At 72.0% G+C, this 24,761-nt stretch carries 19 protein-coding genes; 5 read left to right on the top strand and 14 right to left on the bottom strand.

All coding sequences use genetic code 11. The features are described from left to right. Positions 1-6 precede the first annotated feature (6 nt). The 10 genes from ACLZOT_RS12295 to ACLZOT_RS12250 are packed head-to-tail and all read right to left on the bottom strand — an operon-like array spanning position 7 to position 11,455. Positions 7-1,980: an ABC transporter ATP-binding protein gene (locus ACLZOT_RS12295; protein ID WP_416968858.1), complete on the bottom strand. Its 1,974-nt coding sequence runs from the start codon at positions 1,978-1,980 to the stop codon at positions 7-9. Continuing rightward, a complete protein-coding gene (locus ACLZOT_RS12290; RefSeq protein WP_416968857.1) occupies positions 1,980-2,771 on the bottom strand; it encodes an ABC transporter permease in 792 nt (263 codons plus the stop codon). Before ACLZOT_RS12290 ends, ACLZOT_RS12295 begins: the two co-directional genes overlap by 1 nt. After that, positions 2,768-3,721, bottom strand: coding sequence for an ABC transporter permease (locus ACLZOT_RS12285; protein ID WP_416968856.1), 954 nt, complete (start codon positions 3,719-3,721; stop codon positions 2,768-2,770). The genes ACLZOT_RS12290 and ACLZOT_RS12285 overlap by 4 nt, the downstream gene beginning before the upstream one ends. Further along, positions 3,718-5,271, bottom strand: coding sequence for an ABC transporter substrate-binding protein (locus ACLZOT_RS12280; protein WP_416968855.1), 1,554 nt, complete (start codon positions 5,269-5,271; stop codon positions 3,718-3,720). The genes ACLZOT_RS12285 and ACLZOT_RS12280 overlap by 4 nt, the downstream gene beginning before the upstream one ends. A 9-nt stretch (positions 5,272-5,280) precedes the next feature. After that, positions 5,281-6,057, bottom strand: a complete 777-nt coding sequence (locus ACLZOT_RS12275) for a class I SAM-dependent methyltransferase (RefSeq protein WP_416968854.1) — start codon at positions 6,055-6,057, stop codon at positions 5,281-5,283. 3 nt (positions 6,058-6,060) lie between these two features. Beyond that, positions 6,061-7,308: an MFS transporter gene (locus ACLZOT_RS12270; protein ID WP_416968853.1), complete on the bottom strand. Its 1,248-nt coding sequence runs from the start codon at positions 7,306-7,308 to the stop codon at positions 6,061-6,063. Further along, a complete protein-coding gene (locus ACLZOT_RS12265) occupies positions 7,292-8,335 on the bottom strand; it encodes a mandelate racemase/muconate lactonizing enzyme family protein (RefSeq protein WP_416968852.1) in 1,044 nt (347 codons plus the stop codon). Before ACLZOT_RS12265 ends, ACLZOT_RS12270 begins: the two co-directional genes overlap by 17 nt. Continuing rightward, positions 8,332-9,405 (bottom strand): PLP-dependent cysteine synthase family protein, encoded by a 1,074-nt coding sequence (locus tag ACLZOT_RS12260; RefSeq protein ID WP_416968851.1) that lies wholly within the window; start codon positions 9,403-9,405, stop codon positions 8,332-8,334. The genes ACLZOT_RS12265 and ACLZOT_RS12260 overlap by 4 nt, the downstream gene beginning before the upstream one ends. After that, positions 9,402-10,208, bottom strand: a complete 807-nt coding sequence (locus ACLZOT_RS12255; protein ID WP_416968850.1) for a Rossmann-like domain-containing protein — start codon at positions 10,206-10,208, stop codon at positions 9,402-9,404. Before ACLZOT_RS12255 ends, ACLZOT_RS12260 begins: the two co-directional genes overlap by 4 nt. Continuing rightward, on the bottom strand, positions 10,205-11,455 hold the full coding sequence (locus ACLZOT_RS12250) for an ATP-grasp domain-containing protein (RefSeq protein WP_416968849.1): 1,251 nt from the start codon (positions 11,453-11,455) through the stop codon (positions 10,205-10,207). The genes ACLZOT_RS12255 and ACLZOT_RS12250 overlap by 4 nt, the downstream gene beginning before the upstream one ends. 147 nt (positions 11,456-11,602) lie before the next feature. Between ACLZOT_RS12250 and ACLZOT_RS12245 the strand changes: the two genes are divergently transcribed. The 3 genes from ACLZOT_RS12245 (at position 11,603) to ACLZOT_RS12235 (ending at position 16,151) form a co-directional block, all read left to right on the top strand. Then, positions 11,603-13,309, top strand: a complete 1,707-nt coding sequence (locus ACLZOT_RS12245; protein WP_416968848.1) for an alpha/beta hydrolase — start codon at positions 11,603-11,605, stop codon at positions 13,307-13,309. A 309-nt stretch (positions 13,310-13,618) separates the two neighbouring features. After that, positions 13,619-14,539 (top strand): hypothetical protein, encoded by a 921-nt coding sequence (locus ACLZOT_RS12240; protein WP_416968847.1) that lies wholly within the window; start codon positions 13,619-13,621, stop codon positions 14,537-14,539. A 142-nt stretch (positions 14,540-14,681) separates the two neighbouring features. After that, positions 14,682-16,151, top strand: a complete 1,470-nt coding sequence (locus ACLZOT_RS12235; RefSeq protein ID WP_416968846.1) for a glycoside hydrolase family 3 N-terminal domain-containing protein — start codon at positions 14,682-14,684, stop codon at positions 16,149-16,151. Between the two features lie 109 nt (positions 16,152-16,260). On the opposite strand, the gene ACLZOT_RS12230 is transcribed toward ACLZOT_RS12235, so the two are convergent. Continuing rightward, positions 16,261-17,523, bottom strand: coding sequence for a glycoside hydrolase 5 family protein (locus ACLZOT_RS12230; protein ID WP_416968845.1), 1,263 nt, complete (start codon positions 17,521-17,523; stop codon positions 16,261-16,263). Between the two features lie 57 nt (positions 17,524-17,580). On the opposite strand from ACLZOT_RS12230, the gene ACLZOT_RS12225 reads away from it, so the two are divergent. Further along, positions 17,581-19,056, top strand: coding sequence for a BadF/BadG/BcrA/BcrD ATPase family protein (locus ACLZOT_RS12225; protein WP_416968844.1), 1,476 nt, complete (start codon positions 17,581-17,583; stop codon positions 19,054-19,056). A 134-nt stretch (positions 19,057-19,190) separates the two neighbouring features. Further along, positions 19,191-21,440: a glycoside hydrolase family 3 N-terminal domain-containing protein gene (locus tag ACLZOT_RS12220; protein ID WP_416968843.1), complete on the top strand. Its 2,250-nt coding sequence runs from the start codon at positions 19,191-19,193 to the stop codon at positions 21,438-21,440. On the opposite strand, the gene ACLZOT_RS12215 is transcribed toward ACLZOT_RS12220, so the two are convergent. From ACLZOT_RS12215 to ACLZOT_RS12205, 3 genes are read right to left on the bottom strand one after another with little or no spacing between them, the layout of a single operon-like run. Next, positions 21,430-22,317, bottom strand: coding sequence for a carbohydrate ABC transporter permease (locus ACLZOT_RS12215; RefSeq protein WP_416968842.1), 888 nt, complete (start codon positions 22,315-22,317; stop codon positions 21,430-21,432). The genes ACLZOT_RS12220 and ACLZOT_RS12215 overlap by 11 nt on opposite strands. Beyond that, the gene (locus tag ACLZOT_RS12210; protein ID WP_416968841.1) at positions 22,314-23,324 is read right to left on the bottom strand and encodes a carbohydrate ABC transporter permease; all 1,011 of its coding nucleotides are present in this window, start codon (positions 23,322-23,324) and stop codon (positions 22,314-22,316) included. The genes ACLZOT_RS12215 and ACLZOT_RS12210 overlap by 4 nt, the downstream gene beginning before the upstream one ends. Positions 23,325-23,326: 2 nt before the next feature. Then, complete coding sequence (locus ACLZOT_RS12205) at positions 23,327-24,700, bottom strand: extracellular solute-binding protein (RefSeq protein WP_416968840.1); 1,374 nt, start codon at positions 24,698-24,700, stop codon at positions 23,327-23,329. Between the last annotated feature and the right edge of the window lie 61 nt (positions 24,701-24,761).

The following is a 24,761-nucleotide window of genomic DNA, read 5'->3' as shown; positions in this document are numbered from 1 at the left end:
GGGTGCTCATGCCCCCTGCAACCGGGCCGTCGTCCGGGTCAGGGCGGCCGTGAAGGGGTGGGCCGGGCGCGTCAGGATCTCCCGCGCCGGGCCCGCCTCGACCAGTTCACCGGCGTCCAGGACCGCGATGCGGTGAGCGAGGGACGCGGTGTCGAGGTCGTGGGTGATGAGGACGAGGGTCAGGTCCGGGCGGGTGCGCAGGAGCGCGGTGAGGGTGTCGAGGATCGTACGGCGGGTCACCGGGTCCAGGGCCGAGGTGATCTCGTCACACAGCAGGACGCGGGGGCGGGCGAGCAACGCGCGGGCCAGAGCGGCGCGTTGGAGTTCGCCGCCGGACAGGGCCGTGGGGCGGCGCTCCCACAGGGACTCGGTGAGACCGAGGTTCGCGAGGGTCTCTCGGGCCTTCTCCCGCGCCGCCTCCGGGGCCAGCGCGCGCAGGCGGACCGCCGTGCGGGAGACCTGGTCCAGGATGGTGCGGTGCTCCTCGAACGCCGCACGCGCGTCCTGGAACACGTACTGCACGGCGGCCAGTTGGGCGCCGGTGCGGTCGCGGAGGCTGCGGGGGAGGGGCGTGCCGTCGAGGGCGACCTCTCCGTCGTAGGCGCGGTGCAGGCCGGCCAGGGCGCGGGCCAGGGTCGTCTTGCCGCTGCCCGAACGGCCCACCACGGCAAGACACTCGCCCTGGTGCAGGGTGAGGCGCGGGACCCGGACCACGGGAGTGCGACGGTGACGGGCCGTCAAGTCCGTGATCTCCAGGACCGGTTCTCCCGGCACGGTGTCCGGCTGCGTGAACGGCCGCGCCGCGTCGAAGAGTTCGCGGGTCCACGGGTGGTTCGGCGCGAGGCGGAGGCGGTCCACGGGGCCCGACTCGACGACGCGGCCCGCGCGCATCACGTGGACCTCGTCGGCGAGGGCCCGGACGACGTCGAGGTCGTGACTGAGCAGGACCACCGCGATACCGCGCGCGGCCAGGGCGGAGAGCTCGTCCACCACCCGGCTCTTCGTCAACGCGTCCTGCCCGGTGGTGGGTTCGTCCGCCACGACGACCTGGGCACCGAGCAGCAGTGCCTGCGCGAGGGTGACACGCTGCTGCTGGCCGCCGGAGAGCTGGTGGGGGAAACGGCGCACCAGAGGCTCGGGGACCTGCGCGTCGGCCAGGGCGCCGGCCAGCAGCTCCCGGCGCCGCGCACGAGGCCGGGTGCGCGCGATGTCCGTCAGCAGCGCCGAGACCCGGCGGGCGGGGTTGAGGACAGCGGCCGGGTGCTGCGGGACGTACCCCACCCGGTCGGCGGCACGGACCTCGCCGGTCACGGTCGCACCGGACGGGAACTCGCCGAGCAACGCCAGCCCCGTCGTGGTCTTGCCGCTGCCCGACGCGCCCACCAGCGCGGTGACTCGACCGGCGATCACCTGAAGGCTGACGCCGTCGACGATGGCCCGGCCGCCGATCCCGATGCGGAGATCGCGGAGTTCGGCGACGACACGGGGGGCTGCGACACCCTCGGCCGAAACGCCCTCGACTCCGGGACCGGCCGCCCCGGCACTCCTGCTCTTGGCGCGCGCGACTTCGGCGTCCCCGGCCCTGGCACCGGTTGTCCCGGCACCCCGCCTTCCGGGGCTCCTGGCTCCGGCTTCCGCCGCCCCGGCGCTCCCGGCCTCAGGGTTTGCCGTTCCGGCACGCTCGGCTCCGACGGCTCCGACGGCTCCGACGGCTCCGGCATCCCCGGCTACGACGCTACCGGCACTGACCGCCCCAGCATCCCCGCCGTCGATGCCCCCGGCCTCGACCATCCCGGCACTCTCAGCTCCGACGGGCCCAGCCCCGGCGCCGACCACCGCCTCGGCGCTCCCGGCCTCGACCATCCCGGCGCTCCCGGCTCCAGAGCCGACCGCCCCGGCACTCCCGGCCCCGCCGCCCGCCGCCCCAACGCCCCCCACCTCGACGCCCCCCGCCTCGGCACCCTCATCCGCACCACTCATCAACGCGCTTTCCCCTCCTTGCGGCCCAACGCCGCGTCGAACAGCAGATTCGTCCCCGTCGTCAGCGCGACGATCAGCAGTGCCGGCACCACGACCGCCCAGGGCTGCACGAACAGCCCTGTGCGGTTGCGGTCGACCATCACCGCCCAGTCCGCCGCGTCCGGCTCGACACCGACGCCGAGGAACGCGGCGGTCGCCACCAGGTAGAGGACCCCGGTGAGCCGGGTCCCCGCGTCGGCGGCCAGGGTCCGTACGCCGGACCGGGCGACGTGTCCGACGGCGATCCGCCACCAGCTCTCGCCCTGCATGCGCAGCGCCTCGACGGCGGGACGCGACGCCGTCTCCCCGGCGGCGGCCCGGACGATGCGTGCGGCGTCCGGGATGTTCACGGCGGCCACGAGCAGCGCGAGCCCCACAGCCCCCGGCGAGAACACGGCCGCGACCAGCAGGATCAGCAACAGCGAAGGGATCGCGAGCAGGACGTCCAGCGGACGCATCAACGCCTCCTCCAGCCACCGCCGATGCGTCAGCGCGCAGTACAACCCCACGGGCAGCGCGACGAGATACGCGAGCGCGGTCGCCGCGAGCGCGGTCACGACCACCGGCCGCCCCCCGTGCAGGATCTGCTGGACGACGTCCCGCCCCACGAAGTCGGTACCGAGCCAGTGCCCGCCCCCGAGTGTGAACGACGTTCCCCGGGGCCCGGGTTCACCCGCGAACACCGGCCCGAGCAGCGCCAGCAGGAGCGGCACGGCGACGATCGCCACCCCCAGCACGAACCGCCTCTTCACGCAGCCACCTCCGCCCGGGGCGCGAACCGGTGCGCCACCAGATCAGCCCCCAGATTCAGTACGACCGTCAGCACCCCGAACACCACCGCGAGCCCCTGCACGACCGGCACGTCCCGCTCGGACACGGCGTTCAGCAACACCGTCCCCAGTCCCGGGATCACGAACAGCGCCTCCACGACGATCACCCCGCACAGCAACCAGTCGACGGTGCGCGCGAGTTGCTGCACGGCCGGCGCGAGCGCGTTCGGCAGCGCGTGCAGATACCGCACCCGCGCCTCCGGCACCCCGTACCGCCGGGCCTGCGCCACGTACGGCGAGGCCAGCGCCTCGACCATCCCGGCCCGCACGAGCCGCGACAGCGAACACACCGGCCGGGCCAGCAGAACGAGCACCGGCAGCACCAACACGGCCGGATGCGCGAGGAGTTCGGTCCCGTACCCGACGGCGGTCGGCGGCAGCCAGTCGAGCCGCAGCGCGAACACCGTCACCAGCAGCACCCCGAGCGCGAACTCCGGTACGGCATACACCCCGAGAGTCACCGAACTCGCCAACCGGTCGATCCAGCCGCTCTCGTGACGAGCCATCAGGACACCCAGCCCGAACCCCGCCGGGATCAGCAGCGCCAGCGTCAGCGCGGCGAGCAGCAGCGTCGGCCCGAACCCCTCGGAGAGGTACAGGGAGACCGGCCGCCCGGAGACCAGGGACGTGCCCAGATCCCCGTGCAGCAGACCGCCCGCCCAGCTCAACAGCCGTTCCCCGGCGGGCTGGTCGAGGTGCATCGCCTCCCGGATCGCCGCGATCCGCGCCGGGTCGGGCTGATCACCCGCGAGGGCGACCGCCGCGTCACCCGGCAGCGCCTCGGCGAGCGCGAAGACCAGCAGCACCACGGCCACGGTCTGCGCGACGCCGAGCAGCAGCCGCCGGACGACGAACGAGCCGAGCAGACTCACGCGAGCCACACCTTGTCGAACCGCGCCCAGCCCAGCGTGTTGGCGGGCGCGGCCTTCTCAACGCCCTTGACCTGGCGGCCCGTTCCGATGATCCAGTCCGCGAACCCCCACACCAGGAACCCGCCCTCGGTGTACAGCCGCCGCTGCATCCGCGCGTACACGGCGGCCCGCTCCTTCGCGTCGGACGTCGACTGCGCCTGCCGGTACAGCGCGTCGAAGTCCTTGTGCCGCCAGTGCGTCGCGTTGGTCGTCGAGTCGGTCAGCAGCCGCTGCGAGATGTGCGCCTCGATGGGCATCGCGCCCGAGCGGTAGCAGGCGAGGACACCGGAGTCGAGGATGTCGCTCCAGTACGAGTCCTTGCTGCCGACGCGCACCTCGACCGTCACACCGGCCTTCTTGGCCTGGTCGCGGAAGATCCCGGCGGCCTCCGTGAACCCGGCGGCGACCTCCGAGGTGTCCAGCGTGACCTTGAGGTCCGAGGCCCCGGCCGCCTTCAGCAGCGCCCGCGCCTTCGCCAGGTCCTGGGCGCGCTGCGGGAGATCGGCCGCGTAGTACTCGTACCCCTTGCCGAACAGGTCGTTGCCGACGACGCCCGCCCCCGACAGCGCCCCGTTGACGAGTTCCTGCCGGTCGGCGATGAGGAAGAACGCCTGCCGGACGCGCGGGTCGTCGAACGGGGGCCGGTCGGTCTTCATCGCGAACGCCTGCATCGCGCTGCCGCGCAGCCGCACGATCTCGATCTGCCCGCGCCCCTCGTGCGCGCGGGCGGTCGTCGGGTTCAGCTCGTGCGCGTACTCGATCTGACCGCCCAACAGGGCGTTGACGCGCGCCGATTCCTCGTTCGCGACGACGAACTCCAGCTCGTCGAGGTGCGGGGCGCCCTCCCAGTACGCGTCGTTGCGCCGGAACACCGCCGAGCGGCCGGGAGCGAACGACACGAACTTGAACGGCCCTGACCCGACGGGCTTCTTGTCGAAGTCGGTAGCCTTGTCGGGCACGATGTACGCTCCGAACGCGGCCAGCACGTTGGGGAATTCGGCGGTCGGCCGCTTCAGCACGAACTCGATGGTCCGCGCCCCCGTCGCCCGGCTCGCCGTGAGGTCGATGGGCTCCAGGGACGCCTTGGCGCGGAACGCCTTCGCCGGGTCGGTGATCCGGCGGTAGCTGTACAGGACGTCCTGCGCGGTGACCGGCTTCCCGTCGTGGAACTCGGCCTCGCGCAGGGTGACTTGCCAGCGGTCGAGGGTCTTGTTCGGCTCCCACTTCGCGGCGAGCCGGGGCACGGCGGCGAGGTTCGGGCCGTAGTCGGCGAGCTTGTCGTACTGCGCCTTGGCGCGGGCGACGTCGCCGAAGAGGTTCGCGAGGTGCGGATCGAGGTTCTCGCTCGCGCCGCCGCCCGCGAAGGCGGCCCGGAGCCGGCCCCCGCGCCTGGGCGTGTCCGAAGCACCCCCCTCGGAACCACCGGAATCACCGCACCCGCTCACCGCCAGCGCACCCAGCGAAGCCGCCCCCGCCGCCAGAAAACCCCGGCGACCCAAAGAAAAACGCATCGGACATCCTCAAGAAGTAGTGAGTCGAGCAATCACATGCAGCCGGTCGGCATCCGCCGCAGAGCCCGGCAACAGCCCCTCCCGCCAAGGAGGTTCGGTACGCGGTCCAGGACCGTCGTGCAGCTCCAGCACCTCGAACCCGTGCGAGGCCAGCCGGTGCCGCAGCTCCAGCGGGAACAACAGCCGCCACGCGGACCGCTGTTCGACGGCGCCGTCCTCGGTGTCCCAGACCCGGACCCGGCGCAGCAGCTGAGCTGTCCGGTCCACGGTGAGCGTGGTCGTCGACCGGTACGAAACCCCCTGCCAGACGAAGGAGTTCACGCTCGGCGCGTCCAACAGGTCCGTCCGGCCCAGGAAATACGCCCCGTTGCGCATCTCCGCGACGAACAGCCCACCCGGCGCGAGCGCCCGCCGCACCGACCGCAGACAGCCGTCGAGCTGGTCGTCGGTGTGGCAGTACAGCAGCGCGCTGTCCAGACAGAGCACGGCGTCGAACACGCCCGCGCCCAGGTCGAATTGGTGCAGATCGGCCCTGACGTAGGAGGGCCCGGGGTGTACGTCCCGAGCGTGCGCCAGCATGGTGTCCGACAGGTCGGCCCCCGTGACGGTACGCCCGCCGGAGTGCAGGTGCGCCGCGTCGCGCCCGGTGCCGCAGCCCAGGTCGAGGACGCGCTTGCCGGCGTCGTACCGGCTGAGGCAGTCCTCGGCCCAGCGGGCGGCGAGCCGTTCGGCGTCGGGGAAGCGGGCCTCGTACAGAGCGGGGTTGTCCGTGAGGAAGTTGCCCACCGGTCACACCCCCGCCGGGGCGGCGGCCCGGGGCTCGGACGGCAGTGACCCGAGCCGGTGCAGCCAGGCCACGCCCGCCGCCGACAGCAGCCCGAACGCCGCGCAGCACACCCATGGCAGCCAGGCCACGTCGCCGCGCTCCCCGGTGTCCATCGCCCAGCCGACGACCGCGTTGCCGACGGCCGCCGCGATGCCCGACACGACGTAGAAGATGCCGAAGTACGTGCCGGTCAACTCGGGCCTGCCGAACCGGGGGATCAGCTCCATGACGAACGGCTGGGCCACCATCACGCCGAGGTACAGCAGCAGTGTCCCGGCGAGAACGGGCAGCACCCGCAAGGCAGTCGGCCCGTCGGAGACGCCCGCGACGACCGCCGGGGGCAGGAAGCCGAGCGCCATCACACCGAGCCCGACGGCGATCCAACGCGCCCTGTTGCCCCGCTCCTTGAGGGCGGCGGTGATCCGCAGTTGCAGCGCGAGGTTGGCGAGGGTGCCGACGAGGAAGACGATCCCGGCGGCCCCGTCCCAGCCGGTGGCCCGGCGGGCCCCGTCGGGCAGCAGCAGATAGAGCTGGTTCTCCAGGGTGAACATGCCGACCATGGCCAACGCGAAGGCGAGGAAGGCGCGTTGGCCGAGCACCTCGCGCCAGTCCCCGAGGACGGTGCCCTTGCTGGGGGCGACCTCGCGGGCGGGCAGCACCAGTGCCTGGGCGACCGTCAGCACCGCGAAGATCGCGGCGGCCGTCAGCGCCGACGTCCGGAAGTCCACCAGCAGCAGCGCGCTGCCCAGCAGCGGCCCGACCAGCGCCCCGGCCGTCGCGAACACGTTGAACAGCGCGAACGCCTCCGCCTTGCGCTCGCCCGACTCCTGCGAGACGTACGCCCGCACGGCCGGGTTGAACAGCGCCCCCGCGAACCCGCTCAGCACCGACGCGGCCAGCAGCACCGGCAGGCTGTCGCCGAGCGCGAACAGCGCGAAACCGACGGTCCGCAGCGCGCACCCGGCGATGATCACCCCGCGCGCCCCGAGCCGGTCGGACGCGGAGCCGCCGATGATGAACAGCCCCTGCTGGCTGAGGTTGCGCACCCCGAGGACCACGCCCACGACGGCGGCCGACAGCCCCAGGTTCTCCCCGAGATGCGTCGCGAGATAGGGGATCAGCAGATAGAAACCGGTGTTCACCCCGAACTGGTTGACCAGCAACAGCTGGACGGCGAGCGGGAATTGCCGCATCTCACGCCACGTGCGCACGCGACACACCCCCGAACCGAACCCCGAGCCCGGGCAGCCCGCTCGTACGGACGTACCCGTCGTCGCCCCCGATCCCCGACCAGGGATCGCGCGCCAGCAGCAGATGCCCGTCCAGGTCCACCCACCGCGCCCGGTCGGCGAGATGCACGGCGGGCGCGATCCCGAGACTGCTCGCGGTGAGGCACCCCAGCATCAGCGCGGTCCCACTGCCCTCGATCAACTCGGCGATCCGCAGGGCGTTCTGGACCCCACCGCACTTGGCGAGCTTGACGTTGACGCCCTGCACCCGCCCGGCGAGCCGCCGGACGTCCTCGACGCGTACGGCGTCCTCGTCGGCGATCACCGGGATCGGCGAGTCGGCGGCGAGCGCGGCCAGCCCCTCCGGGTCACCCGGCGCGACCGGCTGTTCCACGGCCTCGACGCCGAGTTCGGCGAGCCGGGGCAGCAGCCCGCGCGTCTCCGCCACGCTCCAGGCCCCGTTGGGGTCGAGCAGGAGCCGCGCATCGGGCGCCGCGTCGCGGATCACCCGGACGCGCTCCACGGCGTCCTCGGCCGCACCGGCCTTGACCTTGATCACGCGGAAACCGCTCGCGGCGAGTCTGCGCGCCTCGGCGGCGGCCTTGGACAGCGTGGTGATGCCGATGGTCCGCGCGGTCGCGGCAACCGGCGTCTCCAGCGAGCCCAGCAAGGCGTGCACCGGCTTCCCGGCCCGCTTGCCGACGAGGTCCAGCAGCGCCGACTCGACGGCTGCCGTGACGGCCGGGGGCGTGTCGGAGCCGGTCAACTCACCGTCGTACAGAGCCGTTTCGGGGTCCGGGTAGCGGGTCAGGTCGACGGCGTTGAGATGGCGGGTGAGGGTGTCGGCGTCCAGGTCGTAGTAGACGCTGCTGACGGCCTCGCCGTGGCCGCGTGTGCCGTCGGTGTCCTCGATCGTGAGCCAGACGGCGTCGCGGGCGGACATGGTGGAGCGGGAGATGCGCAGCGGCTCGGTGAGGTCGAGGCGGACGGTGCGCAGGGTGGCCTTCACGGGGTCCTTTCCAGGAGGGGGTCGGTGACGCGGGTGCAGCGGGCCCAGCCGGTGGCCTCGGTGGCGGTGGGGTGCGGGATCTCGACGGGGCGGGTGGCTGCCGTGGCGGGGGTGAGGCCGTGCGCGGTGGTGAAGGCGTCGTCGAAGACGGTGTCTAGGTAGCGGTGGGGGCCGTCGGGGAAGACGGTCGCGACGACCGCGCCCGGGTGGACGCGGGCCGCCCAGGCGGCGACGCGCGCGACCGCGCCCGTGCTCCAGCCGCCGCTGACGAAGCTCTCCCGGGCCAGCCTGCGGCAGGCGTCCACGGCCTCGGCGGGGCCGATCCAGTGGACCTCGTCGAAGGCGTCGTAGGCGACGTTGCGCGGGTGGATGCTGCTGCCGAGGCCGCGCATCAGCCGGGGCCGGGCGGGCTGCCCGAAGATCGTGGACCCCGTCGAGTCGACGCCGATCAGCCGCAGTCGGGGCCAGTGGCGGCGCAGCGGCCCGATGACGCCGGCGCTGTGCCCGCCCGTGCCGACGCTGCACACCAGGATGTCCACGTGGTCGAGCTGCACGGCGAGTTCGGCGGCCAGGGAGGCGTAACCGGCCGTGTTGTCGGGGTTGTTGTACTGGTCGGGCCAGTACGCGTCCGGCAGGACCGTGAGCAGCTCCCGCAGCCGCGCGAGTCGGGCCGCCTGCCAGCCGCCGACCGGCGCCGGACGCTCCACGAGGTCGAGCCGGACACCGTACGAGCGCAGCAACTGCCGCATGGACGGCTCCAGTTCACGGTCCCCGACGAGGACCACCGGATGCCCGAGCGCCTGCCCGGCGAACGCGAGCCCCACCCCGAGCGTGCCCGACGTGGACTCCACGACCGGCGCCCCCGGCCGGAGTCGGCCGCGCTCGCGGGCCCCGAGCAGCATCGACACGGCCGCCCGCGCCTTCATCCCGCCCGCCCCGAGACCCTCCAGCTTCGCCCAGAAACCGGGCTGCGGACCGGGCAGTGCGGCGGTGATCCGTACGACGGGCGTCCGGCCGAGGAGTTCGAGCAACTCCGGCCGGGCCACGGCACGTTCGGCGGTCGTCGTCATCGCGCGCCTCCGGCCCGGTAGCGGTGCACGACCCCGGGGCCGCCGTCCAGCCAGAAGAACGGGTACGGCTCCGCGCACACCGCGCTCACCCCGTGCCCGAGGAAGTGCGGCAGGATCGCGCTGCCGGTCTGGGCGAACATCACCAGCGGACGTCCGCCGGCCCGTTCGCGCAGCGCGTCGAACGTGCCGTTGCCCAGCGTCATCCCGGACACCAGCAGCGCGTCGCACCCGTCCACGGCGGCGAGCGCGTCGGCCACGACCGGCTCGCCCCACTCCGTCGTACCGCCCTTCAGATCGCACGCCACGTACCGCAGCCCGCGCGAACGCAGCGCCTCCAGCAGGGAGTTGACGACCCCGACGACCAGGACCGTCGAGCCCTCCGGCAGGTCGAGCAGCTCGACCACGGCCCCGGCGCGCACCCGGGACTTCTCCAGGGACGTGCCGGCGGGCAGCGCGACCGGCTCGCCGCCGTGCGGGACGGCGTGCATGAGGTAGGCGTCCAGCGCGGCGACGCGCACCGGGAGCAGGGGGTGTCGGAGGAGCTGGGCGACGTCGGCGCCGACGCAGTCGTCCAGCGCCTCTTCGGGCAGCGCGCCGGGTTCGACCGCGCACGAGCCGACGGCCTCGCCGATGCGCAGGCTCAGGACCTCGTTGCGGTAGCCGGTGCCGCGCCCGTCGTGCCGTACGGCCTGCTGGGTGCGGAAGGCGACGGCGACGCGGACGGTCGCCGGGTCGGGGCCGAGGGCGCCGTCGAGGGCCTGGTGCAGGAGTGCTTCGAACGAGGTGTCCGTGAGGGTGGTCACCGGATCACCAGCCCGGCGCGCAGGGTCGAGAGCGCCGACTCGGCGAGGTCGCGGGCGCCGAGGCCGTGCGGGTCGCCCGCCATGACGTGGCCGAGGTACTCGTTGTTGCTGCCGGCCGCCTTCACCTGCCGTCCCGGCTCGGCGAGTTGGAGCTCCAGGAGGTCGGCGGGCAGGCCGGTGCCGTCCAGCGCTTCGAGGGTGCCCGAGGTGTCGGGGACGACGAAGCCGATCGCCGCGCTGGTCAGGCCGGTGTCCTTGCGGTCCAGGTCGGGGGCGAGGCCGAGGGCGACGTCCACGAACGCGGCGGCCAGGTCGATCCCGGTGACGTGGCGGACCAGTTCGGTGATGCGGTTGCCCGCCGGGCGCGGGTTCACCTCGACGATCCGGGGGCCCGAGGAGGTCAGCTTGATCTCCGTGTGCGCGACGACGCCGTCCACCAGGCCGAGCGCCTTGAGGGCGGCCAGCGCGGTCTGCTCGGCGGCCTCGGTGTCCGCCGGGGACAGGGCGGCCGGGAACATGTGGCCCGTCTCGATGAACGCCGGTTCCCCGCCGATGCTCTTGTCGGTCACGCCGATCACGTGGACCGCGCCCGCGTGCGACACCGTCTCCACGCTCACCTCGGGGCCGTCCAGCAGCTCTTCGAGGAGGACGGCCGGATCGCGGCGCTGGCCCCGGGCGTTGACCGGGAATCCCGACAACGCGCGGAAGGCGTCCGTGAGTTGGGCCTCGTCGTCGACGCGCCGGACGAACATGCCGGCGCACAGGTCGACCGGCTTCACGACCAGCGGGTAGCCGATCTCCCGGGCCGCGTCGGCGAGTTCGGACCACTCGGTGCGGACGGCGAAACGCGGGCCGGGGACCCCGGCCTCGGTGAGGACGCGGCGGGTGGCGTCCTTGCGGCACGCGTTCTCCACGGCCTCGGCGCCCGGGCCCGGCAGGCCCAGGTGGCTCGCGATGCGGGCGACCGCCGGGAGGTAGTAGTCGCAGGACGTGACGACACCGTCGAAGCCGAACACGCCGTGCAGCTCCGCCACCCGGGGCAGCAGGGTGTCCATGTCGTTCGTGTCGGCGGTGACGATGTTGTCGGCGCCGAGCAGCGGGTGTGCCGTGCCCTCCGGCGCCGAGCGCAGGTAGTGATGCAGGTCACGGGTGAGGAACGTGAACGTGTGGCCGCTCTCGCGGATCGCCCTTGGCAGCAGTCTGCTCATCGAGCCGACCCAGCTCTCGACCACCAACAGATGAGCCACGACTCCCCTTTCAGGGACAGGAGTTGAGTTCTCGCGCAGGCCGGAGCGCGCCTTCGCGGAAGGCGGTCCCGGTTGTGACGTGGACACGTTATCGATAATCATTTTCATTGTCATCTGGTTGTCCGATGGTCATCCGAAGGGATTCCCTTGACCCTCCTGCCGCGCTGCGTGGTCCTGCTCGCCGCCACCGCGCTCCTGCACCTGCCCGCCCCGGCCGCATCCGCCGCCGAGCCGCTGAGCTTCGGCCCCTGCCCCGACTCCGTCCCCGCCCCGCCCGCTCCCGACCGCGTCGAGTGCGGACACCTGAGCGTCCCCCTCGATCACCGCCGCCCCGACGGCCCCCGCATCGACATCGCCGTCTCCCGCGTCCCCGCCTCGGGGAAGCGCCGGGGGATCCTGCTCGTCAACCCCGGCGGACCCGGCGGCTCCGGCCTGCCCTACGCCGTCACCAAACGCGCCAAACTCCCCGAGAGCGTCCGCCGCGCCTACGACGTGATCGGCTTCGACCCGCGCGGAGTCGGCGCCAGCACCCCCGCCGACTGCGGCGACATGGGCGGCCTGTTCGACACCCCGGCCCCCGACCTCGAAGGCCGCGCCTACCTGGCGTCCCTCAAGGCCCTCGCCGACGACTGCGCGGACAACGCCCTGCCCCACCTCTCCACCGAGGAGACCGCGTACGACATGGACGCGATCCGCTCCGCGCTGGGCGAGCCGGTGACCAACTTCCTCGGGGTGTCGTACGGGAGCTACCTGGGCGCCGCCTACACCACGCTCTTCCCCGCGCGCACCGGACGGATGGTCCTGGACAGCGTGGTCGGACCCTGGGACTGGTACGACTTCGACGTGATCCAGGCCCGGGCACTGCTGCGCCAGCGGGACGTGTTCTTCGGCTGGGCCGCGGCGCACGACGAGCGGTTCGGACTGGGGGACACGCCGGAGGAGGTCCGGCGGGCGTATCTGCGGGCGCGGGAAGGGTTCGAGGGGTACGGGGCCGGCGGGGCGAGCGGCGTCAGGGGCGACGGCTCCGCCGGACGTGCCGACTCCGACGGGCGGGCCGACGCTGATGCCGGGGGCTCCGGTGGGCGTGGCGACTCGGGAAGGCGGACCGGCGCTGATCTCGCGAGCGCCGACCGCTCCGGAGCCCCCGGTCGCTCGGCCCGACCGGCCCTCGGCCTCGCCGACTCGGGCAGGCGGACGGGCGCGGATCCCGGGGCCTCCGGGAGTGCCGACGGCCCCGCGGATCCCGGCCGCCCGGCCCGACTCCCCCTCGGCCCCGCCGACTTCGATCGCGTCGTCTACCGCGCCCTCGGCCGCACCGAACGCTGGACCCCCCTCGCCGACGGCCTGCGCGCCTACCTCCGCGACGGCTCCACCGACGGCCTGCGCCTCCCCGCCCCCTTCGACAGCCCGGCGTCACGCAACTACGAAGCCGCCAACCGCATAGTGAAGTGCGCCGACGGACCCGCCCCCACCCCCGCGCGGATCCTCGCCGACCGGCACCACCTGCACCGCCTCGCCCCCGCGCCCGTCCTCACCGGCATGGAGGCGGCGGCCTGCGCCTACTGGCACCACCGCCCCGCCCACCGCACCCCGCTGGGCAGCCCCGACGCCCCGCCGCTGCTGCTCGTCTCCTCCGCGCACGACCCCGTCACCCCCGCCGAGGGCGCCCACGCCCTGCGCCGCCTGCTGCCGGGCTCGCGGATCGTCACCCTCGACGACGACTACTCGCACGGGGTGTTCGCGAGCCGGGGCAACGCCTGCGTGGACGGGACCGTCGCCGCGTACCTCCTCGACGGGGACGTACCTCCCGCCGATGTCCGGTGCGCCGGGCCGGGGTTGCCCGCAGTGAGCTGAGCCGCCGCGTCAACTCCCCCGGGCGGGCGGGGGAGTTGACGCGGGAGTTGATGACTGGGAGTTGATGACTGGGGGTTGATGACTGGGGGTTGACCCCCATTTTACGTGGGGGAAGTGGTGCTGAATTGACGGAGGTTGTGAAAGTGAATCATGATTCAACCAACCTCACCGCGCTCGCAGCAGCGGGTGGGGCGTTGCGCGACCCCCTACGCCTGTTGGCCTCCACGCGTGTCCGCGGACACTTCCGCCCGCGTCGAGCGCCCGCAGCGAGAGTCACCTCCCACACAAACGACTGCACAGAGGCTCAACTTGTCCCGTACGCAGTACTCAAGAAGCCTGGCGCTGCTCGCAGCGACCGCCTTCGCAGCCTCCGCCGCGCCACTTCTCGCGGCCACCCCGGCAGCCGCCACGAACGGCGCCGGCTGCTCCTCCGCCACCATCCAGTACCGCATCGAGGGCGGCGACTGGACCTCCACCGGCGGCTTCCGCACCTGGAACTCCGGCCTCGACAAGGTCGAGGTCCGCCTCGCCCCCGGCCAGCAGGTCGGCGCGGACTGCAAGTACCCCGTCTCGCTCGCGAAGTACACGACGGAGGGCCCGAGCTGGCCCACGTCCGGCAAGCAGACCCTCGTCGAGAAGGCCACCGTCTACCTCGGCAAGGACGACGTCGCCGGCCAGGACGACTCCGGCCGCACCTGGCAGAAGCTGAACGTCAAGACGCCCGACTGCTACGGCCAGATCGACCTGTACGGCGACGACGTCACCTACGACGGCGGCACCGGCGAGGGCCACGGCCCCGCGCCCTACCAGCCCGGGAACGTCGTCACCCCGAACCACCTCATAGCCGCGTGGAACGGCGGCGACAAGAAGTGCGAACCGCAGGAGAACACGCCGCCGGCCCCGTCGACGCCGCCGAGCACGCCGCCGGTCACCGAGACCACGCCGCCGCCCGCCACGGAGACGACGCCGCCGGCCGCGCCGCCCACCACGCCGGTCTCGGAGACCCCGCCGACCACGCCGGACGTGCCACCGCTGACCTCGACCCCGCCGGCCACGCCGCCCACCTCGCCCTCCCCCTCGCCGAGCGAGTCGACGCCGCCGCTGGCCGAGACCGGGGCGAGCACGCCGGTCGGGCCGATCGCGGGCGCCGCCGCCGCTGTCGTCATGATCGGGGCGGGCGCGGTGTTCCTCGCGAACCGGTCCCGCAAGAAGGGCGCGGCTCACCAGTGAGCGCGTGAGGTGATGTGAGGGGGCCTCTCCGTGCGGTCTGCGGGGAGGCCCTTTCGTATGCGCGCGTATGTTTCAGCGCGTATGAATGACTAAATCCGGTTCTCTGTTGACTTTCGGTTCGGTGAGCCAGAGGATTTCGGGGGTGAACCCTCTTGCGAGCCCCGCTCTCCCCGCCGCCCTCGACGAGGCCGCCCACCGCTGTCTCGTCGCCGGATTCGCCGGTACGGACACCGTGCCCGACGACCTCAAGAAGCTGATCGAGCGCGGGCTCGGCGGGGTCATCCTGTTCACCCGCAACATCCGGGACGCCGAGCAGGTGCGGGCGCTGACGTCCGCGCTGCGCGCGCTGCGGGGCGATCTGCTCATCGGCATCGACAACGAGGGCGGGGGCATCGGGCACCTCGTCACCGCCGGGGCACCCGAGGTGCCCGGCAACTTCGCCCTCGGCGTCGTCGACGACCCCGCGCTGACCGCCGACTGCGCGGACGCGCTCGCCGCGCACCTCGCGAGTCTCGGGATCAGCGCGTCGTACGCGCCCGTCGCCGATCTTCAGCATCGGGGGGAGAACCCCATCGTCCGTACGCGGGCCTTCGGGTCCGATCCCGAGTTGGTCTCCCGGCATCTGCGGGCCTGGATCTCGGCCACCGAGGCTCGGGGGGTGGCGTCCTGCGCGAAGCACTTCCCTGGGCACGGAGGGACCGTCACCGACAGCCACTACGAACTCGCCGTCGACCCCCGGGCGTACGAAGAGTTGGATCTCGCGCCGTTCCGGGCCGCCGTCGAGGCGGGGGTGCCGATGCTGATGAGTGCGCATGTCGTCTTCCCCGCGCTGGACGCCGCGCTGCCTGCGACGCTGAGTCCTTACATCCTGGGGGAGTTGCTGCGGGGGGAGCTGGGGTTCGAGGGGGTGCTCGTGAGTGACGCCCTGGAGATGAAGGCCATCGCGGATCGGTACGGGGAGGCTGCGGGGGCTCGGCTCGCGCTTGCCGCCGGGGCTGACCAAGTCATCGTCGCCGTGCCTGAGCTGGCGACGACTCTTGCTTGCCGGGACGCGGTTCTGGGGGCGCTGGCCGAGGGGGCGTTGAGTGAAGAGCGGGTGTTCGAGGCCGCGTTGCGGGTTCAGGGGCTGGTTTCGCGGTATGGGGTGCCTGTGGTGCCGGGGGAGATCGCCACATGGGATGCGGGGCTGGTGGCTGCTCGACGGGCCGTGGGGAAGACGGAGTTGGGGGTGAAGGGGGCGTATGTCGTGGATCTGTTTCCTCGGCCGCATCCTGCTTTGAACTGGGGTGGGGAGAGTTTCGTGAGTGCTGTGCGGGATGTTGATCCGTCTGCCGATGGGGTGGCTGTCGCCGGGGAGCCGGAGGACGGGGACGCGGTGGTGGCTGCGGTGGTGAAGGCGGCTGAGGGGCGGGTGTTGGTGGTGGCCGCGTGTGATGCCGAGTTGCATCCTTGGCAGGAGTGGGTGCGGGGTGCCTTGCTGGCTGCTCGGCCGGATGCGGTGTCTGTGGCGACCGGGTTGCCTGGGGTGGGGGATGAGGGGGCTGTGCTGTCCTATGGGCGGGGGAGGGTGAATCTTCGGGCTTTGGCGGAGGTTGTGGTGGGGGCGCGGTAGGGGAGGGGTGGCGCGGGGAATGCGGCGCGTGCGGGTTGTATGTGGCTGATCGCGCCCGCGCGGCGGAGCCGCAAATCGACACAGCCCCGCGCCCCTAAAAGACAGCTACTCACTCGGGGTTGATGAGTTCTGTTACTCCCCTTGCCGCCACGTAAGCGGCATCCCCGGCGTGTTCGGCCAGGACTACTGCCGGGCGTGCGCCCTCCGTCCGCATGGTCATCCATGCTTCGAAGAAGGCGCCTCCCGGGCCTGATGTCGAGCGCGTTGACGGGGTGCAGTCCAGGATCAAGGCCGATTCACGCGGGGACGGGGTCAGTGGCAGCGTGTTGAGTTCTGTGATCGTTTCCTCGATCGTCTCCGCGATCGGTTTGGGTTTGCCCTGGGAGTCGAACAGGCCCAGCGTGTATTCGAGTTCGGGGTAGTCCGCGAGGCTGCGGTCCACGTCGTGGGAGCACCACCAGGTGACGCCCCAGAGGTTCGTGCAGCTGGCCGCGTTGAGGAGGGTCTCGCGGGCGAAGAGGGGGGCGTCGGAGGCCGGGATGTGGGGCTCGGGGGCGCCGGTCTCCTGGACCCAGACGGGGCGGGCGGGGTCAGTGGCGTACGCCTTGGCCAGCTCCGTGCCGTACTCCGCGAGGTGGTGGACCTGGGGGGAGCGGGGGCCGTAGCGGCGGGCGCAGTCGCCGGAGAAGACCCACGGGTGGACGGTCGTGAGGTCGCCCTTGCGGGCGGACGCCTCCGGGGTGAACGGGTGGTTGTCGCCGTACCAGGCCGCGTCGTACGCGGAGTGGGTGACCAGGCCGGCGGTGCCGAGGCCCTCGCGGGAGGCGGTGAGGAGGGTGTCGAGGTAGTGGTCGACCTCGGCCGCCGTCACCGGGTTGTGCTCGACCAGGTTGTTCAGCTCGTTGCCGAGCTGGAGGCCGATGAGGTTGGGGCGGTCGGCGAGGGCCCGGCCGAGGGTGCGCAGCAGGTTCGCCTGGGCCTCGACGGCCTCGGGGTCGGTGAAGACGTTGCGGTGGTGCCAGCTGCGGGTCCACTCCGGGTAGAAGTCGAAGCTCGACAGGTGGCCCTGGACGCCGTCCACCATGACGTCGAGGCCGACCTCCGCCGCGAGGTCCACGAGGCGGACCAATTGGTCCACTGCGGCCGGGCGGATGTAGGTGCGGTTCGGCTGGAGAAGGGGCCACAGGTGGAACACGCGGACGTGGTCGAGGCCCAGCGCGGCGATCTGGGCGAGGTCCTCGCGGGCGTTTTCCGCGTCGAAGTCGTGCCAGGCGTGGAACCAGCCCCGGCGTGGGGTGTAGTTGACGCCGAAGCGGAGTTCCGGAGCGGGCTGGGGTGTGCTGATGGCGTACTCCTCGGGTCGCGGATCCACTTCGGACCTTGTCTGCGGCGAATGTATCAACCACCATGGGTGCCGATGAATAGTGATTTGAACCAAAGCTTGGTCTGTGACGGCCCCGCGTACGTCCTCGGCGTCGACGCGGGCGGGACGCGCACGCGGGCGGTCCTCGCGGACGCGACCGACGGCCGTGTCCTCGGCGAGGGCGTCTCCGGGCCCGGCAACGCGCTGACCGTGCCGGTCGAGCGGGTCACCGAGCATCTGGTGGAGGCGATCGGGGAGGCGGTGCGGAGGGTCGCGCCGGGGAGGGTCGTGGCGGTGGCGGGAGGGTTCGCGGGGGCGGCGAGTGTGCGGGTGGAAGGGGGGCAGGGGCCGGGGAAGGGTGCGGTTGCGGAGAGGGGAGCGAAGGAGCGGGGCGGCGTGGGTGGGAACGGAGATTCGGAGGACGAGAGGGGCGCGCAGCGCGAGGCGTCAGCTTCCGAGACCGGTCCGACGGGCGTGCCCGGTTTGACGACGGCCCCTGATCCCGGCCCTGACCCGGCGCACACGCCCGACCTGGCGACGAACCCCGGCCCGGCGCCCACCTCGACGCCTCGCAGCGCCTCCGTACAGGCCCCCGACGAGGAACCCGGGCGTCTCCGCGCCCGCGCGGCCCTCACCGAGGCCCTCGGGCGCCTCGGCATCCCCGTCCCCCCGATCAGCATCCACAGCGACATCGAGGCGGCCTTCGCCGGAGCACCCGGTCATCCTGCCGACGGGCTCGCCCTGATCGCGGGTACCGGCTCGGTCGCTGCCCGTGTCCGGGACCGGGTCCTTGTGGCGACCTCCGGTGGAGACGGATGGCTCCTCGGTGACGACGGCAGCGGATTCTGGATCGGTCGGAGGGCGGTCCGCGCGGCGCTCCGGGCGGCGGACGGGCGGGGGTGTCCGACGTCGCTGGTGGCGGCGGTGGGGCGGGCACTCGGCATGCCGGAGGGAGTGTTGCCGCCCAGGGGATGGGAGGACGCTCCGGAGATGCCGGGTGCGGAGGGAGAGAGCATTGCTCCGCCGGGGGCGGCGGGGGTTGAGGCCGGGCGGCGTGGGCAGGGGGCAAGCTCCGAGGTGGTGGGCGTGGAGGGCGAGGCGCTCGCGTCGGGTGAGAGAGCTGCCGGGGCGCCCCAGCGGCGTGACGGTGTGGGCGACGACGCCGGGCACGCGCCGTCCCCGTACCGCTGGGGCCTGGCACAGCGTGCCGCGTACCGAGCCCACCTCCTTCCCGCGGTGATGGAACGCCGCCCCACGGACCTGGCCGCCCACGCCCCTCTGGTCACCCGGGCCGCCGACGAGGGTGACGAGGTCGCCCGGCGGATCCTGGAGGAGGCGGCTGCCGCGCTGGTCGAAACGGTGCTGGCACTGACACCCACCCCCGGCGAGCCCCTGGTGGTGACCGGCGGCCTGCTCGCCCCCGACGGCCCGCTCCTGGGACGACTCACCGAACGCCTCACCCCCCTCGGCCTCACGATCTCCCCGGTGGTGGACGGCTCGGCCGGTGCGGTGGCACTGGCACGGATCGAGACCCGGAGCTGAACGGCGTACGCCGAGGCCCGAACCGGCGGCCCCAGAAACGGACCGCCGACCACGGACCCGAGCCCACCCCCCGGAGGGGGAATGCACAAATTCACCCGCCACCCGCCACCACCCCACCCTCTGAAGGACTCCCCATGCCTCCCCTCTACCAGGACCCCACCGCCCCCACACCCTCCCGAGTGGCCGACCTCCTCTCCCGCATGACCCTGAGGGAGAAGGTCGGCCAGCTCAACCAGCGCATGTACGGCTGGAACGCCTACACCCGAACCCCCACAGGCGACTTCACCCTCACCGAAGCCCTGGACGAGGAGACCACCCGCTGGCAGGGACTGGGCGCGCTGTACGGCCTGATGCGCGCGGACCCCTGGTCCGGGGTCACCCACGACAACGGCCCGGACGCGAGGACGAGCGCGGACCTGGCGGACATGGTGCAACGGCATGTCCTCGCGAAGAGCCGCCTGGGCATCCCCGCCCTGTTCGTGGAGGAGGTCCCGCACGGACACATGGCGCTGGACGGCACGGTCTTCCCCGTGAACCTGGGCATAGGGGCCACCTGGAACCCGGACCTGTACGAGCGGGCCGCAGCCCACGCGGCGGCGGAACTCCGGGCCAGGGGAGGCCACTTGGCCCTGGTGTCGGCGCTGGACATCGCGAGGGACCCCCGCTGGGGCCGGACGGAGGAGTGCTTCGGCGAGGATCCGTACCTGGCAACGCGCCTCACGGAAGCGCTGGTTCACGGAATGCAGGGGGGCCAGGCCCCTTTGAAGGGCGGCCAATTCGCCGACGACAAAGCCCCCGTGGTCCTCAAGCACTTCGCCGGCCAGGGGGCCACGACAGGCGGCAGAAACTCCGCAGAGACAGAACTCGGCCCGAGGGAACTCCACGAGATCCACCTCCCGGCGGCCAGAGCGGGCGTCGAAGCGGGCGCCGCAGCCGTGATGTCCGCGTACAACGAGGTGAACGGCCTCCCCTGCACCGGCAACAGACCCCTCCTGACCGGCCTGTTGAGAGAGACGTGGGGATTCGACGGCCTGGTGATGGCCGACGGCCTGGCCGTGGACCGCCTCGCACGCATCGCCGGCGACACGGTCACCGCAGGGGCCCTGGCCCTCAACGCGGGCGTGGACATGAGCCTTTGGGACGAGGGCTTCACCCACCTGGAAGCGGCACTGGAGCGGGGACTCGTCACCGAAGCCGCCCTCGACAGCGCCGTATCGCGCGTCCTGTCCCTGAAGTTCCGCCTGGGCCTCTTCGAGAACCCGTACACGAGGAGGCGTCCCCTTCCCGAAGGCCGGGTCCTCAGTACGGAGTTGGCCCGCGCCTCGATCACGCTGCTGCGCAACGACGGCGTCCTCCCGGTACGACCGGACACGCGCCGTATCGCGGTCATCGGCCCCCACGCGGCCACCACCACCCACCAACTCGGCGACTACACGGCCCCTCAACACGAAGGCGTCACCGTCCTGGACGCCCTGCGCCGACTCGCCCCGTCCGCCACGGACATCCGTCACACGAGGGGCTGCGCCCTCACCGGCGACGACCGCAAGGACATCCCCGAGGCGGTGGCCACGGCAGCGGCCTCCGACCTCGCCGTCCTGGTGCTGGGCGGCAGCAGCGCCCGCACCCCGGACACGGAGTTCGACGCGAACGGCGCCGCCCTGTCCACGCGCGACGACATGACGTGCGGCGAGGGAGCCGACCTCGCGTCCCTGCGCCTCGGCCTGGCCCAACACGCCCTGCTGGACGCGGTGCTGGCCACCGGCACCCCCACGGCCGTCGTCCTGGTCCAGGGCCGCCCGCACGCGGTACCGGAGGCGGACCGGGCCGGCGCCGTCCTCACCGCCTGGTACCCGGGCCCCTGGGGCGGCGACGCGATTGCGCAGGTCCTCCTCGGCCACACCGCCCCACAGGGCCGCCTCCCGGTCTCGGTCCCCCGCTCGGTGGCCCAACTCCCCGTCTACTACAACCACAAGGAGACGGAGTACGGCGGATACGTCGACGAGCGGGCCGAGCCCCTCTACTCCTTCGGCCACGGACTCGCGTACACGACGTTCGCGTACGGAACACCGAGGCGCGACGGCGACACCGTCGACGTCGAGGTCACCAACACCGGGGCGAGGCAAGGGCGTTCAGTGGTCCAGCTCTACATCCGCCCTCTGCGCACGCCCGTTTGGCCGCGCACCCTCGAACTGCGGGCCTTCCAGGGCGTCGACCTGGAACCCGGCGAGACGCGCACGGTCTCGATGCACCTCGGCGCCGACCAACTGAAGCTGGTCGGCGCCGACTTGGAGGCGTTCGTGCCGGACGAGATCGAGGTCAGGGTGGCCGCCTCCGCGCGGGACGCGCTGACGGCCGTACCCCTGATCGCGAGCGTCAGAGCTTGACCGCTCCCGACGAGACGCCCTTGTAGAACCAGCGCTGGGTGATGACGAACAGCACCAGCACCGGGATCACGGAGATCACGGAACCCGCCATCACCAGCCGCTGGTCGTACCCGAAGGACGAGGACTGGAGGCGGGAGAGGCCGAGGGTGAGCGTGAAGTGGTCCTCGGTGCGCAGCACGATCAGCGGCCACAGGAAGTCGTCCCAGGCGCTGATGAACGTGTTGATGGTGACGACGAGGATCGCCCCGTACGCGGACGGCAGGTACAGGTACCGGAACCGCTTCCACTCGCCCGCGCCGTCCAGCATCGCCGCGTCCTCGATCTCGCGCGGCACCGCGAGGAACGCGGCGCGCATGATGAGGACGTTGATCGCGCCGACGAAGCCGGGCAGCCAGACGCCGACGAGGTTGTCGACGAGCCCGAGGTCGCGGATGCTGAGGAACAGCGACACCATGATCGACTCGAACGGGAACATCATGGACGCCATCAGCAGGATCCACACCAGCTTGCTGCCCTTCCAGGCCGGCTTGGAGAGCATGTAGCCGGCGAGGGTGGAGAAGAGGAGCTGGCTGCCGACCGACAGGACCACGATGATCAGGCTGTTGCGGATGTACGTCCACACGGGGACCTGGTCGAAGACCTGCTTGTAGGCGTTGAGCGTGGGGTGCCGGGGGATGAGGGAGGCGCCCGCGCCGAAGACGTCCTCGCCCGCGCCCTTCAGGGACGACAGCAGCTGCCAGACGAGGGGGCCGACGGTGATGCCGAGGACGAACAGCAACAGCAGGTAGCGGACGACGAGTTCGCGGGGGCGGCCGTAGTCGCGCCAACGGGGCATCAGGCGACGGCGCTTGGGGGTCGGGGTGACGGCCGTCGTCATGACTCGTCCTCCTTCGTGAGGCGCTGCGAGAGCAGCGTGAGGCCGAGGGTCAGGACGAACAGGGCGACGCTGACGGCCGATCCGTACCCGGCGTTGCCGGTGAGCGGGTCGAGGGCGACGTCCCGGATGTAGAAGGGGAGCGTGCGGTCGGCGCCGCCGGGGCCGCCGGTCGAGCCGCCCAGCATGTAGATCTCGGTGAAGACCCGCAGTGAGCCGATGCCGGTGAGGGTGCCGACGAGCATCATCGAGGTGCGTACGCCCGGCACGGTGACGTTCCAGAACCGGCGGATCGCGCCCGCGCCGTCCACGGAGGCGGCCTCGTGGAGTTCCTTGGGGACGTTCCCGAGCGCGGCCAGGTAGAAGATCATGTACCAGCCGAGGCCCTTCCAGATCGTCAGGCCCATCGCGGAGAACAGGATCAGCCACGAGTCGGACAGGAACGGGATCGCCGACTTGATCAAGTGGCCTTTCTCCAGCCACGTGTTGACCAGGCCCTGGTCCGACAGCAGCCACTGCCAGCTCAGGCCGACGACCACGCTGGAGGCGAGGACCGGGGTGTAGAACGCGGACCGGAAGAAGCCGATGCCCGGGAGGTTCTTCTCCACCAGCACGGCCAGCATCAGCGGCAGCAGCACCATCAGCGGTACGACGACGATCGCGTACAGCAGGCTGTTGCGGGTGGCGAGCCAGAAGTCCGGGTCGTCCAGCATCCGCGTGTAGTTGTCCAGGCCCACGAAGTTCGCCGCGCCGCCCAGCGGTTTGGCGTCCGTGAAGGACAGCAGCAGCGTGTTCAGGAACGGGTACACGCCGAACACCGTCACGCCGATGATCGCCGGGGACATCCACAGCCACGGCAGCCACCAGCGGCGGTACAGCGCGGCGCCGCCCGCCTCAGCGGTGGGTCCTGGCTTCAGCCACCGCAGCAACCGCCGTACCCCGGAGTGGCGTTCGGGGGCCGGACGGCCCGGTGCCGCGACGGGCACCGGGGTCAGGGTCTTGGACGCCATGCTCAACTGCCCTGCGCGATCAGCTCGTTCATCTTCTTCTGCGCGTCGTTCAGGGCGTCCTGGGCGCTCTTCTTGCCCTGCATCGCGAGCTGCACCTGAGCGGTCGCCGCGTTCAACTCGCCGGGCGTCAGGGCGACTTCGTCGGCCGTGGCGGTCTTGCGGTCGCTGGCGACGATCTTGCGGGCGTCCGCGAAGGGGTCGTCACCCTTGACCGACTGGAAGAACGGGTCGTCCAGGGAGGCGGTCGTCGAGGGGAAGATGACGACGTTCGGGTCCTTCGCCCAGGTCAGCTGGTTCTGCGCGTTCGTCAGGAACTGCGCGAAGGCGAGCGCGGTCGCCGCGTGCTTGCTGGTGGAGGCGACGCCGACGTACTGCGGGGCGCCGACCGTGTGGCCGAGGCTGTCCAGCATGTAGCGGGCCACGCCGGTCTTCTTGTAGACCGTCGGGTTGTTCTGCTGGATGAACCGCAGGTAGTTGGGGTTCGACGCGCCGAACACCAGCTTGCCCTGGCCGTAGACCGTGGACGGGTCCTGGTTCGAGGAGATCGAGTCGCGCGGCATCGCGCCGGCCTTGTAGAGCTTCGTCATGCCCTCGACCCACTGGACGGTCTTCGGGTCGTCGGCGAACGTGAACTTCTTGCCGTCGGCGGAGAAGATCTTGATGCCCATCTGCTGCCAGTCGGCGGGGATGCGGAGCTGCGGGTTGGCGAGGAAGGCGTAGTAGTCGCCGTCCGCCGCCTTCGCGATCTTCTCCGCGTCGGCGAACAGGCCGAGGACGGTGGTCGGAGGTTTCGCCGGATCGAGGCCCGCCTTCGTCATCAGGTCGGTGTTGAAGGTCTGCACGATGCCGCCCGAGTACCAGGGCAGGACGCTGTGCACCTTCTGGCCGGCCGCGTCGGTGTACGTGCTCGAATCCCACAGGCCGGGGACGAAGGGCTTCCCGGCGTCCGGGGCCTTCTGGTCCAGGTTCAGCAGGTAGCCCGTCTTCGTCAGCGCCTCGGCCGTGTTGACGTTGATGTTGACGACGTCCGGGAGCGTGCACGCCTGCGCGTCCGACACCAGCCGCTGGGTGAACGTCGAGTCGCCCGGGTCGTCGATCCACTTGACCTTGGCGCCGGGGTTGGCCTTCTCGAAGGCCGCGATCACGCCGTCGAAGTACTTCGAGAAGTCTTTCTTCAGGTTCGTCGTCTGGAAGGTGATCTCACCCTTCACGTCACCGGTGAGCTTCCCGGAGCCGACGTTCGCCTTGTCGACGCTACAGCCGCCCGCCTTGGCGCCGCCGTCGTCCGAGCCGCCGCCGGAGAGGCCGCAGCCTGCCGCAGTCAGGGCCAGGACGAGGGCTCCCGCCACGGATCCGGTCAGTGTTCTCACTCGCATGCCTGGGCCTTCCTGCTGGTTCAAATCACCAAGTTGGACTCCGAATGATGAAAAGGTGGAC

The organism is Streptomyces sp. 4F14 (assembly GCF_048159485.1).
Classification (GTDB): domain Bacteria; phylum Actinomycetota; class Actinomycetes; order Streptomycetales; family Streptomycetaceae; genus Streptomyces.
The sequence above is the reverse complement of the archived record's forward strand: the minus strand, read 5'-3'. Positions and strand labels throughout refer to the sequence as shown.

Excerpts from the sequence above, each read along its gene's own strand:
- ACLZOT_RS12295 (WP_416968858.1), bottom strand. The coding sequence starts at position 1,980 with ATGAGTGGTGCGGATGAGGGTGCCGAGGCGGGGGGCGTCGAGGTGGGG.
- ACLZOT_RS12280 (WP_416968855.1), bottom strand. The coding sequence starts at position 5,271 with ATGCGTTTTTCTTTGGGTCGCCGGGGTTTTCTGGCGGCGGGGGCGGCT.
- ACLZOT_RS12260 (WP_416968851.1), bottom strand. The coding sequence starts at position 9,405 with ATGACGACGACCGCCGAACGTGCCGTGGCCCGGCCGGAGTTGCTCGAA.
- ACLZOT_RS12220 (WP_416968843.1), top strand. The coding sequence starts at position 19,191 with ATGCCTCCCCTCTACCAGGACCCCACCGCCCCCACACCCTCCCGAGTG.
- ACLZOT_RS12215 (WP_416968842.1), bottom strand. The coding sequence starts at position 22,317 with ATGACGACGGCCGTCACCCCGACCCCCAAGCGCCGTCGCCTGATGCCC.
- ACLZOT_RS12210 (WP_416968841.1), bottom strand. The coding sequence starts at position 23,324 with ATGGCGTCCAAGACCCTGACCCCGGTGCCCGTCGCGGCACCGGGCCGT.
- ACLZOT_RS12205 (WP_416968840.1), bottom strand. The coding sequence starts at position 24,700 with ATGCGAGTGAGAACACTGACCGGATCCGTGGCGGGAGCCCTCGTCCTG.